Raw genomic sequence first — 13,272 nt, forward strand, 5'->3', positions numbered from 1 at the left:
CCAGTTGTCGGTGTAGGCGCGTCTTGTATGGCACAGGCAAACGCGCGCGATTGACCACGCCAGCAAGATAGAGAGAATTCCATGCGTTTCCTAGCCTGTGTCGCGCTTTTGCTGTCCGCACTATCGGTGCCGGTGAAAGCCGGGCCGCTTGAGGACTTCATCGCCTTGCGCGAGGAGGTGTGGCAACAGGCTCTCGACGATGATCCTCTGCTCGCGACCAATGTGGGTGATCGCCGCGGCGATGGCTCGGTCGGCGATCTCAGCCTTGAAGCCTATGAGCGCCAGGTCGCGCAGACGCGGGCTTTTCTCGCGCGGCTTCAGGCGATCGATGCAAGCCAGCTGCCCGTCAGCGAACGCATCGATTACGCCGTCGTCAAAAGCGACTTCGAAGACAAGATCGAGGCCTCAGCGCACGACCAGACGCGCTTTGTGCTGTTTACGACCTATAGCGGGTGGTTTTCCAGCTTTGCCTCGCTGCCCTTTCGCTCGCCGCTTTTCACCGAAGCGGATTATGCGAGCTACCTTGATCGGCTCGCCGCCTTTCCGGTCTACAATCGCAACGGGATCGAGCGCAGTCGCAAAGCGGTGGACCTCGGGATGACGCAGGCTTGTGGGCCGCTGGAGGGGTTCGGCCAGAAGATCGCCGCTTTGGTGGTCGAGGATCCAGAAAGCTCGGTTTTCTGGGAGCCTTTCCTGCGCCAACGCCCCACGACGATTTCGTCCGAGCGGTGGGAGGCCTTGAAAGCCACGGCGCGCAAGCGGATCAGCGACGATGTGACGCCCGCCTACCGCGAGCTGCTCGACTTCTACACGCAGGAATACGCGCCCAATTGCCGCGATGGCTTGCCCGGTGTCTCGCAAACGCCGGGCGGAGCGGCGTATTACGCGCATCGGGTGAAGAGCTTCACCACCACGCAGCTTACGCCGGACGAGGTTCATCGGCTCGGCCTCTCCGAAGTCGCGCGCATTCGTGCGGAAATGGACAAGGTGGCGGCGAGCGCGGGCTATGAAAGCCGCGAGGCCTATATCGATCATCTGCGCTCCGACCCGGCCTATTACATGACCGACGCCGAGGAATATGTGTCGCACGTCGCCGCGCTCGCCAAGACCATCGACGGGTTTATGCCGCAGCTTTTTACGCGGCTGCCGCGCAATCCTTATACGGTAAAGCCGATCCCCGCGGCCAACGCGCCTGGCACCACCACGGCCTATTACGAGCCGGGCAGCCTCGCGGCGGGGCGTTCGGGCGTTTATCGGATCAACACGACCAAACTCGATCAGCGTCCCTTGTGGGAACTGCCCGCGCTGAGCGCGCACGAGGCGGTGCCGGGGCACCATCTGCAGATCTCGCTACAGCAGGAGATGGACCTTCATCCGCTTCGCGCCAACACCGCTTATTTTACCGCCTTTGTTGAGGGCTGGGGGCTTTATTCCGAGCGGCTCGGGATCGAGATGGGTCTCTATGACACGCCTGCCAAGCAGATGGGCCGCCTGTCCTACGAAATGTGGCGCGCGAGCCGCCTTGTGGTCGACACGGGGATCCATTCGAAGGGCTGGACGAAGGAACAGGCGGTGGACTTCATGCTCGCCAACACCGCGTTGTCGGCGGCCAATATCGACGCCGAGGTCAACCGGTACATCACCTGGCCGGGTCAGGCGCTGGCCTACAAGGTGGGCGAGCTGAAGATCCGCGACCTGCGCGCGCGGGCGGAAAAGGCTTTGGGCGCCGATTTTGACCTGCGCGCCTTTCACGACGCGGTGCTGGAAAATGGCTCGGTCCCGCTCAGTGTGCTCGAAGAGCATATGGATGGTTGGATCAGGGCCGAGCAGATGGCTCTGGATACGAGGGCAGACACCGATGCGAACGTCGATCTTCTAGCAGAGGAAGGCTAGGCTGCCCTTTCGACCGGCATGGGCGTGGTCGATGCAAGGATTTCTTCGGTCATGCGCCGGATGTTGACCTTCGCTTTGAGCCGCGTTCCCAACAGCGCCATGCCCGAGACCTTGCGCTGCACGAACAGCGTCTCGATCGGCGGGAAGGCCCAGGTGTCCTTGTCCTGCGCGATGGCAAAGCCCTCTTCGCGCAGCAGGTAGACAAATCCGCGATCGGCAAAGTCGAACGGTTTGTCCTCGCGCATCTGGTCGATGACGATATCGATCATCTTGTTGACGCTTTGAGGGTGCTTTTCCGCCACGATCGGCATCATGAAGCCCGCTTCGATTGTCGCCTCGCGCACTTCGTCACGATTGCCCTCAAGTCCGGCCTTGAGCATGCCCCGGTACCCGTTGGAGACCGCCGGATCGACCTCGCGGCAGGCCCCGAAATCGAGCAGGATGAGCTCGCCGGTCGCCGGGCGATAGCGGAAGTTGGCAAAGTTGGGATCGGTCTGCATCACGCCGAAGTCGAACAACTCGCGGCTGACGAGCTCCAGCAGGTTGCCGAAGATTTCGTCACGCCGCTCGGCGGGCTCATCCTCCAGCCTTTCGATCGGAACGCCTTCTTCAAAGCTCATCGCGAGGATCGAGCCGCGCGTGAGGTCTTCGTGCAGCTGCGGCACGACAAATCCGGGCGTGTCGGCCAGTTGCTCTCGATAAAGCTTCATCTGCGCGCCTTCGCGCTGATAGTCCGCCTCTTCATGAAGCTGGCGCTTGGCCGCATCCAGCAGCTTGTCCATTTCCAGTTCGGGCGGCGCAAAGCCCGCAACCTTGAGCAGGGTCATGACGTTGTCGACATCGCTGTCGATGCTCTTTGCGACACCGGGATACTGCACCTTGATCGCCAATTCCTGGCCATCGCGGGTCATCGCCTTGTGCACTTGGCCAATGCTGGCAGCGGCGATGGGGCGGGGGTTGAACCACTTGAACCGCTTGCGCCAGTCGCTGCCCCATTCCTCCCTCAGCACCATATCGAGTTGCTTGGTGGGCATGAAATTGGCCTGATCGCGCAGGCGAGCCAGGATGTCGGAGAGTTCGGGCGGCAGAAAATCACCGGAATCGAGGCTGATCATCTGCCCCATCTTCATCGCCGCGCCGCGCAGGTGCGAGAGCTTGTCGGTCATCCGACGAACATTGCCGGGGGTGAGGATCAGGTCGCGCGTGGAGATGCGCTCCCCACTGGTCAGACGCCGCGCGCCTTCGGCGGCCATGCCCCCCGCCACGCCGCCCACCAGGCGGCCGAACGTGCCGAAGCGCGCCAGGCGCCCCGATGGCACGGCGCGCTCGCGCGATGCGTCGCCGGGGCCGAAGGTGTCATCCTTGTCGTGAGCCACTGATCGTCGATATCCTTGATGCGTTGGCGAGGCGTGTCTTGTCCCAACACCGGGCGCGCCGCTGCGTTCCGTGCGTGATGAGAACTCACGGTCGGATATAGGAACGAGCGTGAACGAATGCTAACGATCGCTTTCGGGAACCCGGCCTTTGGCCAAGCGCTTGATCCAAAATGAACTCGCACACTTCGCTTACCCCCGCAGCGCGCGCGCTTGGCTATGCCGGGCTTCTGCCGCAAATCGCCTGTCTGGCGCTGGTCGGGATCGACAATCCCTATCGCTTTACCGCCGTCTTCATGGGCTTTGTCTATCCAGCGGTCATCTTCAGCTTCTTGGGCGGTGTCTGGTGGGGGCAGGCCGTATCCGAGCGGGACGGGGCGAGCGGATCGGTTTACGTGATTTCCGTCCTTCCCAGCCTCATAGCCGCGGCGCTGTTCTTGCCCTACCTCGAAGGCTGGGAATGGCCGGGCCCCGCCATGCTCTATCTGGGCGCCTTCCTCGCTCTCAGCCCCATGGTGGACCGTGCGCTCGGCTACGCGGCGGCGGACTTCATGCGCCTGCGCTGGCATCTTTCGCTCGGGCTGGGCGGTTTGACCATTGCGCTGGGTTTTGTGTCGATGTGGGCCATGGAGCCCAAAGTGCCCGAGCAGCCGGTCAACCCGCACTCCACAATGGACACAGGCGCAGTCACCTAGCGCGGCCCATGAGAAATTGGCGGCCCGTGAGAAAAGGCCAAGTGCGGGGCATTGAAGAGCGGCGCTCCAAGCCCTAATGTTACACGGTATCATTCAGCCCTGTTTCCGGAGCTCTCCATGAACGCCCCTGCCTTACCCAACAACGCGCTTCCCAAAGACGCGCGCCTTCCCGTCACTGTCTTGTCCGGCTTTCTGGGCGCGGGCAAAACCACGCTTCTCAATCACATCCTCACCAATCGCGAGGGCAAGCGCGTGGCGGTGATCGTCAACGACATGTCCGAGGTGAACATCGACGCCGATCTCGTGCGCGGCGGCGAAGCGGCGCTGTCGCGCTCGGAAGAAACGCTGGTCGAGATGACCAATGGCTGCATCTGCTGCACGCTGCGCGACGACCTTCTGAAGGAAGTGCGAGCGCTCGCCGAGGATGGTCGCTTCGATTATCTCGTGATCGAGAGCACCGGAATTTCCGAGCCGCTGCCGGTGGCCGCGACCTTCTCTTTCCGCGACGAGGACGGGGAGAGTCTGGGCGATGTGGCGCAGCTCGATACCATGGTGACCGTGGTCGACGCGGTGAACCTGCTGGCGGATTATTCGAGCAGCGATCTGCTCTCCGCGCGCGGAGAGACTGCGGGCGAGGGCGACGATCGCAGCCTGGTGAGCCTGCTTGTTGAACAGATCGAGTTTGCCGACGTCGTGATCGTCAACAAGGCAAAGGATGTCTCGCCCGAGCAGCTCGCGATGGTGAAGAAGGTGGTGGCCTCCCTCAATGGCGATGCGAAGATCATCGAGGCCGATCACAGCAAGGTCGAACTCGATGAGGTAATCGGCACCGGCCTGTACGACGAAGAGCAGGCCGAGCAGCACCCGCTGTGGCTCAAGGAGCTTTACGACTTCGCAAGCCACCGCCCCGAAAGCGAGGAATACGGGGTTGAGAGCTTCGTCTTCCGCGCGCGCAAACCGTTCGATCCAGCCAAGCTCTATGGCTTCCTTACCAGCGACAACCTCGACAAGGTCATCCGCGCCAAGGGCCATTTCTGGATGGCGACTCGCCCCGATTTCCTCGCTGAGCTGGCGATTGCCGGGACGCAAAAGAGTGTGAGTCGAATGGGGCGCTGGTGGGCCGCTGTACCCAAGAACCGCTGGCCCGACGATGGCACCTTTGAGGAATTCGTGATGAAGCATTGGGACCAGACCTGGGGCGATCGCCGTCAGGAAATGGTTTTCATCGGCATCGATATGGATCAGGACAAGATCTGCGCCGCGCTCGAAGCCTGCCTCGTCGACGACAACGAATTCGTGCCCGAAAACTGGGAGCTTCTCGAAGATCCCTTCCCGGTCTGGGGTGAGCCGACGCCCATGACCGAAGACGCCTGAGCGCTCCTGGCGGCGAGGCCGCGCCCGCCGCCTATTCGGCGCGCGTCGTTAGATGTTGCCATGGCGCGCCGGGAGGCCCTAACACGCGCCCAGTGAGAGAGGGATCCAAAAGCATGGCAACACTTACCTACCTGACGACCACGCATTTCGACTTTGGTGCGCTCGAAACGCTGCCCAAGATGCTGGCGCAGGAGGGGATCACCAAGCCGTTGATCGCTACCGACGCGGGGTTGGTGGCTGCGGGCGTGGTGCAGACGGTGCTCGACGCGATCGGGCCGGATTTCGAGCCGCTGGTTTACGACGGCACGCCCGGCAACCCGACCGAAGAGGCGGTGAAGGACGCGCTCAAGCTCTACACTGAAAACGGGTGCGACGGGATCGTGGCGCTGGGCGGGGGATCGTCGATGGATCTCGGCAAGGCGGTCGGCCTTCTCGCGGTGAGCGGCGGCCCGCTGGAGCAGTACGATCCGCTGGTTGGCGGTGCGAAGCGGATCAAGGGTGTTGCCCCCCTCATCGCGGTCCCGACAACCTCGGGCACGGGCAGCGAAGTCTCGATCGGCTTTGTCATTATCCTTGAAGACGGGCGCAAGATGACTTTTGCGAGCCCGCACTTCATCCCGAAGGTCGCGATTTGCGATCCGGAGCTTACGATGGGTCTGCCCGCGGGCATGACCGCTGCGACCGGCATGGACGCGATCACGCATTGCATCGAGGCGTTCCTTACCCCTCAAGTGAACCCGCCGGCTGAAGGCATCGCGCTCGATGGGCTGCGCCGGGGCTGGGAATATCTGCCGCGCGCCGTCAAGGACGGTTCGGATCGCGATGCGCGCTGGCACATGATGATGTGCTCGACCGAGGGCGCGCTGGCTTTCGTCAAAGGGCTGGGCGCCGTGCACGCCATGAGCCACGCCGCGGGCCGGATTCGCCGCTTGAACCCCCACCACGGAACCTTGAACGCGGTCTTCCTGCCCGCCGTGCTGCGCTTCAATCAGGACGTGTGCGAGGACAAATATGTCCGTCTGCGCGAAGCAATCGGTCTGCCGCCGGGCGCTGACCTTGCCGAGGCTGTTGAGGGCATGAACGCCAGGATCGCAATCCCGTCGGGGCTCGCTGCCATGGGGATCGAGGAAAGCGACATCCCGGAGATGGTCGAATACGCGCAACAAGACCTCGCCGCACGCTCGAACCCGCGCCGTGCGTCGGCGCAGGACTACGAAGCGATGATCAGATCCTCGCTGTAAGAATGGTTAACGCGCTTTCTTTGTGAGCGCTCACAAGAGGAGTGTCGAGCCATGAGCCGTAAACGCATTCCCGTTACGCTTCTCACCGGCTTTCTGGGGGCGGGCAAGACGACTTTGCTTAACAAGCTAATCCAGGAACCAGAGCTTTCCAAAGCTCTGGTAATCATTAACGAGTTTGGGTCCGTCGGTCTTGATCACCACCTGATCGCGCGCAGCAACGAGGATGACACGGTCGTCGAAATGTCGAGCGGCTGTCTGTGCTGCACGATCAAGGGCGATCTGCAGAAGACGCTCAAAGAAGCGCCCGAGACCTTCGCTCGGCCAGATGATGAGGGGGGCAAGCCGACCTTCGACCGGATCATCATCGAAACGACCGGCCTTGCTGACCCCGCGCCGATTGTCCACACGGTGATGGCCGATCAACACCTGATCGACACTTACGAACTTGCCGAGGTCATCACATTGGTCGATGGCGTCAACGGCGATGGCACGCTCGACGCGCAGACCGAAGCGCTCAAGCAGGCCGCGGTCGCCGACACGCTGCTTATCAGCAAGACCGATATCGCCGATGCGGGCGCCCTGGCGACGCTGACCAAGCGGCTGCGCGCGATCAACCCGGCGGCGCGGATCGCTTCGGTGGCGGATCAGGCCGGCTCGCTGATGGACCTGTTTGGCGGGGCGCGTTTCAACCCTGAATTGAAGGGCGAACAGGTTCTCAACTGGCTTCACGAAGAAGCCTATGGCGCCGGGCACGACCATCACCATGACCATCACCATGACCACTCCCATGATGATGGGCATGAACATGAGCACAGGCACGATCACCATCATGACGTAAACCGCCACGACGATCGGATCGCGTCGGTTTGCATGACCATCGATGAACCGCTGTCGGCCGAGGTGTTCGACGAGTGGTTCGGGCTCCTGACCACGCTCAAAGGCGTCAACATGCTGCGCGTGAAGGGGCTCATAAACCTCAAGGGGATGGACAAGCCGCTGGTCATCCATGGCGTGCAACACATCTGGCACCCTCCCGCGATGCTGCCCGAATGGCCGTCCGAGGATCATCGTTCGCGCGTCGTTTTCATCATGCGCGACATGGAGCAAAGCGACCTTGAAGCGATGCTCGATTTCGTCAAGCAACGCCACGACAGCGCGCGGATCGACCGGCCCGAGGGCGCGCTGCCCGTCTGAAGCGGCGCGTTCACGGGGCACGGCCATGGCCCATATGTGCGTTGAAGAAAACTGGTCGGGGAGAGAGGATTCGAACCTCCGGCCCCTGCCTCCCGAAGACAGTGCTCTACCAGGCTGAGCTACTCCCCGACCGTGTCGGCTCCGCTGACCAAAACGCCCATGCGGATCGAGGCAAGGCGCGAGCCTATAGGTGTGGATGAGCGGGGTGGCAAGCGGGGAATTGGCTTCTATGCTCTGCCCATGGCTACGCTTCAGCATCCCGAGACGATTCCGTCTGAAATCACAGGCCCCGGCCACCCGGAACACCAATATCTCGATCTCATGCGTGCGATCTGGGAGACCGGATCGCAGCGTGTGGATCGCACCGGGGTCGGCACGCGCTCGATCTTTGGCGCGCAATTGCGCTTCGATCTGGCCGAGGGCGCGATGCCCTTGCTTACGACCAAGCGGGTGTATTGGAAGACCGCGACGCGCGAGATGCTGTGGTTCCTGACCGGCAACACCAATATCCGCCCTCTGGTGCTGCAAGGCGTGAAGATCTGGAACGAATGGCCGCACTCACGCTACGTCAAGGAAACGGGTGACGACATCGCGCTGGAGGACTTCGTGGCGCGCATCGCCGAGGATGAGGCGTTCGCCAAACGCTGGGGCGATCTGGGGCCTGTCTATGGCAAGCAATGGGTCGATTGGCCCACCTATCGCTACCGCCCGGATGGGCTCTACGAGCCGGGCGAGGGGATCAACCAGGTTGCCGCTGTGGTCGAGAGCCTGCGCACCAGTCCAGGCAGCCGCCGACACATCATCGAAGGCTGGAACGTCGCTCAGCTCGACCAGATGGCGCTGCCACCTTGCCACAAGACCTACCAGTTCCATGTGGCGGGTGGGGAAGGGGGCGAGGGCTCCCGCCTGAATTGCCTGCTCTACCAGCGGTCCTGCGACGTGGCGTTGGGCCTGCCGTTCAACCTTTGGTCGGCCGCCTTGCTGACTCGGATGATGGCGCAGCAGACGGGGTTTGAGCCGGGCGAGCTGGTGTGGATGGGCGGCGATACGCACCTGTACCTCAACCACGAAGCGTTGATCACCGAACAGCTGACTCGCGCACCGAAAGGCCAACCGAGGCTCGAAATCACACGAAAGCCCGAAACAATTTTCGACTACCAAATCGAGGATTTTCGGGTCGATGATTACACGCCTCTGCCCCCGATCAAGGCCCCTGTTGCGGTGTGATTGGGATTGCTTGACCGCCCAATTTCGCTGACATAGGCGGACCCCGGTCGCACGCATTGGGAGAGCATGCCTATGGCCGATCCGGCCGATCCGAAACCCGCTGGAGACAACCGTCCAGCCCTGGCGTTGCACGTGCCCGAGCCCAAGTTCCGGCCCGGCGACACGGCCGATTTTTCAGATATTGATATCGGTCAGGCGGGGGCGCAGCCGCGCCCGGACGAGGCAACCAAGCCCGAAGACATGAAAGACCTCGCCTATGGCCTCGTGCGCGTGCTGGGAGAGGACAACAAGGCGCACGGGCCCTGGGATCCCAAGCTTGATCCCGACACCTTGCGCACCATGCTTGGCCATATGGCCATGGTCCGCGCCTTCGATGAACGCATGTTTCGCGGTCAGCGCCAGGGCAAGACCAGCTTCTACATGAAGTGCACCGGTGAAGAGGCCACCAGCGTCGCGGCGTCCATGGCGCTCGCCAGCGACGACATGGTCTTTCCCAGCTATCGCCAGCAAGGCATTCTCATTGCGCGCGGCTACCCGATGATCGAGATGATCAACCAGATCTACTCGAACAAGGGCGACAAGCTGAAAGGCCGCCAGTTGCCGATCATGTATTCAAGCCGCGAGCACAGCTTCTTCACGATCTCGGGCAACCTTGCCACGCAAACCCCGCAAGCGGTGGGCTGGGCGATGGCGAGCGCGATCAAGGGCGACAGCCGGATCGCGGCCACCTGGGTCGGCGAGGGCTCGACCGCGGAAGGCGACTTCCACTCCGCTTGCACGTTTGCGGCGGTCTACAACGCCCCGGTCATTCTCAACGTGATCAACAACCAATGGGCGATTTCAAGCTTTTCGGGCTTCGCCGGCGCGGAACGCACGACCTTTGCCGCGCGCGCACTCGGCTATGGCCTGGCCGGCCTCCGCGTGGACGGGAACGACGCGCTCGCCTGCTACGCGGCGCAAGCCTGGGCGGCCAATCGCGCCCGCGCCAACGCCGGACCGACTCTGATCGAATTCTTCACCTACCGCGCCGAAGGGCACTCCACCTCGGACGACCCAAGCGGCTACCGCAGCGCGCAGGAACGCGAGGAATGGCCGCTGGGCGATCCGGTGAAACGCTTGAAGGACCATCTCATCGCGATCGGCGAGTGGGACGAGGACCGCCAGGCCGCGATGGACAAGGAATGCGCCGAGTATGTGAAGGCCACCACCAAGGAGGCTGAGAAGAACGGCATTCTGGGCCATGGCCTGCATCATCCCTTCCACACCATGTTCGAAGACGTGTTCGAAGAGCTGCCATGGCATCTTGAAGAGCAGGCCGAACAGGCCACGCGAGAGCGCAAGATCAAGTGGCCGGACAGACACCCGAAGGACTTTGCGGGACAATGAGCGCGCAGACAGACATAGCCTCACCGCAGGGCGAGAGCCACGCAGAGGAGCGGCGCCTCAACATGATCGAGGCGATCAACGAGGCCCTTGATGTCATGTTGGAGCGTGACGAGGACGTCATCGTCATGGGTGAGGATGTCGGCTATTTCGGCGGCGTTTTCCGTTGCACGGCGGGCCTCCAGGAAAAGCACGGCAAGACCCGCGTGTTTGATACCCCGATCAGCGAATGCGGCATTATCGGCGTTGCGGTGGGGATGGGCGCTTACGGGCTGCGCCCGGTGCCCGAAATCCAGTTTGCCGACTATATCTATCCGGGGCTCGACCAGCTGATTTCCGAGGCCGCGCGCCTGCGCTATCGCTCGGCCACCGAGTATATTGCGCCGCTCACGGTCCGCTCGCCTTTTGGCGGCGGGATTTTCGGTGGGCAGACGCACTCGCAGAGCCCGGAAAGCCTCTTCACGCATGTCTCGGGGCTCAAGACGGTGATCCCGGCGACGCCTTATGATGCCAAGGGGCTGCTTATCAGCTGCATCGAAGACAACGACCCGGTCATCTTCTTTGAGCCCAAGCGGATCTATAACGGCCCGTTTTCGGGCTTTTATGACAAGCCGGTCGAGCCGTGGAAGAAGCACAAGGACAGCGCGGTGCCCGAGGGGTATTACACTATCCCGCTGGGCAAGGCGCGCCATGTGACCGAGGGTGAGCAGGTGACGATGTTGGCGTATGGCACCATGGTTCACGTTGCCGAGGCGGTTTGCCGCGACAAGGGCGTGGAGGCCGATATTCTCGATCTGCGCACGCTGGTCCCGCTCGACATCGAGGCGATCGAAGCTTCGGTCAAGAAGACCGGTAGGTGCCTGATCGTTCACGAAGCCACGCGCACCAGCGGCTTTGGTGCGGAGCTTTCCGCGTTGGTGACCGAACGGTGCTTTTACCACCTCGAAGCCCCGGTCGAACGTGTCACTGGCTTCGACACCCCGTATCCGCACAGCCTTGAGTGGGCCTATTTCCCCGGCCCTGTCCGCATCGGCGAGGCGCTGGACAAGATTCTTCAGGACTGAAGCGCAAGCCTCTTTCCTACTCACCGCGGCGACTGACACAGTGATATTTGATGCAATGTCAAACGCAGTGGCCGAGCAAACAAGAGGGACAAGAAGGTTGTGCACGCGCGGTGTAACCTTCGCATTTTCTATGGAATTGTGCGTGAAATGAGTGGCTTATAGGGTGAATTTAAAAGTGACAGGGTGTAACCTTTGTCACCTTTAAACCCACCTTGATTGTGAAGATCGGGCTCATCACGCATCAAAGGATGTCAGACGGTATGGCAAAATTCACTTTCAACATGCCCGATGTGGGCGAAGGCGTGGCCGAGGCGGAGATCGTCGAATGGCACGTGAAGGTCGGCGACACGGTCGAAGAGGACCAGCATCTGGTCGATGTCATGACCGACAAGGCGACGATCGATATTGAGAGCCCGGTAGCGGGCACGGTGCGCGAGGTGGCGGGCGAGTTGGGTGACACGATTGCCGTGGGCGCAATGCTGCTGGTGATCGAGGTCGAAGGCGAAGTCGATGCCGAGGTTGAGCAGGACGACGCTGCACCGACCGAGGAAACCGAGACTGAACCGGCGGCAGAGCCAGCGATTGAGACCGATCCTGCACCAATCGCTGAGGCCGAGAAGCCCCTTGGCTCAGGGCAAGGGGTCGTGCAAGGCGTTGGGGAAGGGGCCTCGGCGCCCGCACCCGTGCAAACCCACCCTCCGGCCCCCTCTCGAGCGGAAGGGGGAGAGAAAGTCCTCGCGAGCCCCGCCGTGCGCAAGCGCGCGAAGGACCTGGGCGTTGATCTTTCGCAGGTGAAACCGGCCGAGGATGGCCGGGTGCGCCACGGCGATCTCGATCAATTCCTTGCTTACAATTCCGCCGGTGGCTTCAGCCCCGCTGGCACCGCCCGCGCCGATGAAACGATAAAGGTCATCGGCCTTCGCAAGCGCATTGCGCAGAACATGAGCGCGTCAAAGCGCCATATTCCGCACTTCACCTATGTCGAGGAATGCGACGTCACCGAGCTGGAACGCATGCGCGCAGACCTTAACGCCAATCGCGGCCAGAAGCCCAAGCTTACCATGTTGCCGCTGCTGATCACCGCGATCTGCAAGAAGCTGCCCGAGTTTCCGATGATCAACGCGCGCTACGACGATGAAGCGCAGGTCATCACCCGGTTTGGCTCGGTGCATCTGGGCATGGCGACGCAGACGGATAACGGCCTGATCGTGCCTGTCATCCGCGATGCGCAAAGCCGCAATCTGTGGCAGCTCGCCAGCGAGATCGGACGCCTGGCTTCGGCGGCGCGCGATGGGTCGGCCAAGTCGGACGAGCTGTCGGGCTCCACGCTGACGGTAACCTCGTTGGGGCCGCTGGGCGGCGTGGCAACGACCCCGGTGATCAACCGTCCCGAGGTCGCGATCATTGGCCCGAACCGCATCGTCGAGCGTCCCATGTTCGTCACCGGCGCTGACGGCACAGAGCGCGTCGAGAAGCGCAAGCTGATGAACATATCGATTTCTTGCGACCACCGCGTGGTGGATGGCTACGACGCGGCGAGCTTTGTTCAGGAACTCAAGAAGCTGATCGAAACACCGGTCTTGCTGCTTTCGGAATAGGGCGGGAAATAAAGTTTGCAACAGGGCCGCGCGGGCGTTGACAGCCTTGGCGGACTGCCTTAGTGGCCCGGCTTCCCAAGAGGCGCTGACCGCCACATTGCGCGGGTGTAGCTCAGTTGGTTAGAGTATCGGCCTGTCACGCCGAGGGTCGCGGGTTCGAGTCCCGTCACTCGCGCCACTTGGGATATTTCCTACATGGCCGAAAGATCGTAAGGGCGGATCGGACGCCT

10 protein-coding genes and 2 tRNA genes are annotated in these 13,272 nt (G+C 62.2%); 10 read left to right on the top strand and 2 right to left on the bottom strand.

Annotated features, from left to right (window positions below; all coding sequences use genetic code 11):
• Positions 1–81: 81 nt before the first annotated feature.
• The gene (locus QNI87_RS02615; protein WP_300593566.1) at positions 82–1,893 is read left to right on the top strand and encodes a DUF885 family protein; all 1,812 of its coding nucleotides are present in this window, start codon (positions 82–84) and stop codon (positions 1,891–1,893) included.
• Here the strand turns inward: QNI87_RS02615 and QNI87_RS02620 are convergent.
• A complete protein-coding gene (locus QNI87_RS02620) occupies positions 1,890–3,269 on the bottom strand; it encodes an AarF/ABC1/UbiB kinase family protein (protein WP_300593569.1) in 1,380 nt (459 codons plus the stop codon). The two genes, QNI87_RS02615 and QNI87_RS02620, sit on opposite strands and share 4 nt — an antisense overlap.
• A 170-nt stretch (positions 3,270–3,439) precedes the next feature.
• Between QNI87_RS02620 and QNI87_RS02625 the strand changes: the two genes are divergently transcribed.
• The 4 genes from QNI87_RS02625 (at position 3,440) to QNI87_RS02640 (ending at position 7,770) form a co-directional block, all read left to right on the top strand.
• Positions 3,440–3,961 carry a DUF3429 domain-containing protein gene (locus tag QNI87_RS02625; protein WP_300593571.1) on the top strand — a complete coding sequence of 174 codons (522 nt, stop codon included), beginning with the start codon at positions 3,440–3,442 and terminating at the stop codon, positions 3,959–3,961.
• A gap of 117 nt (positions 3,962–4,078) precedes the next feature.
• Positions 4,079–5,335, top strand: coding sequence for a GTP-binding protein (locus QNI87_RS02630; protein ID WP_300593574.1), 1,257 nt, complete (start codon positions 4,079–4,081; stop codon positions 5,333–5,335).
• Between the two features lie 113 nt (positions 5,336–5,448).
• Entirely contained in the window at positions 5,449–6,576 is a 1,128-nt protein-coding gene (locus QNI87_RS02635) for an iron-containing alcohol dehydrogenase (protein WP_300593577.1), read from the top strand.
• Between the two features lie 51 nt (positions 6,577–6,627).
• Positions 6,628–7,770: a GTP-binding protein gene (locus tag QNI87_RS02640; RefSeq protein WP_300593579.1), complete on the top strand. Its 1,143-nt coding sequence runs from the start codon at positions 6,628–6,630 to the stop codon at positions 7,768–7,770.
• Between the two features lie 52 nt (positions 7,771–7,822).
• Here the strand turns inward: QNI87_RS02640 and QNI87_RS02645 are convergent.
• Positions 7,823–7,899, bottom strand: a tRNA-Pro gene (locus tag QNI87_RS02645).
• A 111-nt stretch (positions 7,900–8,010) separates the two neighbouring features.
• On the opposite strand from QNI87_RS02645, the gene thyA reads away from it, so the two are divergent.
• The 5 genes from thyA to QNI87_RS02670 all read left to right on the top strand — a co-directional run bounded on the left by thyA (position 8,011) and on the right by QNI87_RS02670 (position 13,220).
• Positions 8,011–8,997, top strand: a complete 987-nt coding sequence (gene thyA / locus QNI87_RS02650; protein WP_300593582.1) for a thymidylate synthase — start codon at positions 8,011–8,013, stop codon at positions 8,995–8,997.
• Positions 8,998–9,069: 72 nt separating this feature from the next.
• The gene (locus QNI87_RS02655) at positions 9,070–10,383 is read left to right on the top strand and encodes a 3-methyl-2-oxobutanoate dehydrogenase (2-methylpropanoyl-transferring) subunit alpha (RefSeq protein ID WP_300595290.1); all 1,314 of its coding nucleotides are present in this window, start codon (positions 9,070–9,072) and stop codon (positions 10,381–10,383) included.
• Entirely contained in the window at positions 10,380–11,444 is a 1,065-nt protein-coding gene (locus QNI87_RS02660; protein WP_300593585.1) for an alpha-ketoacid dehydrogenase subunit beta, read from the top strand. Before QNI87_RS02655 ends, QNI87_RS02660 begins: the two co-directional genes overlap by 4 nt.
• A gap of 260 nt (positions 11,445–11,704) precedes the next feature.
• Positions 11,705–13,042: a dihydrolipoamide acetyltransferase family protein gene (locus QNI87_RS02665; protein ID WP_300593588.1), complete on the top strand. Its 1,338-nt coding sequence runs from the start codon at positions 11,705–11,707 to the stop codon at positions 13,040–13,042.
• Positions 13,043–13,143: 101 nt separating this feature from the next.
• Positions 13,144–13,220: transfer RNA gene (locus QNI87_RS02670), tRNA-Asp, on the top strand.
• Positions 13,221–13,272 lie beyond the last annotated feature (52 nt).

The organism is Erythrobacter sp., from assembly GCF_030066995.1.
Taxonomy (GTDB): domain Bacteria; phylum Pseudomonadota; class Alphaproteobacteria; order Sphingomonadales; family Sphingomonadaceae; genus Erythrobacter.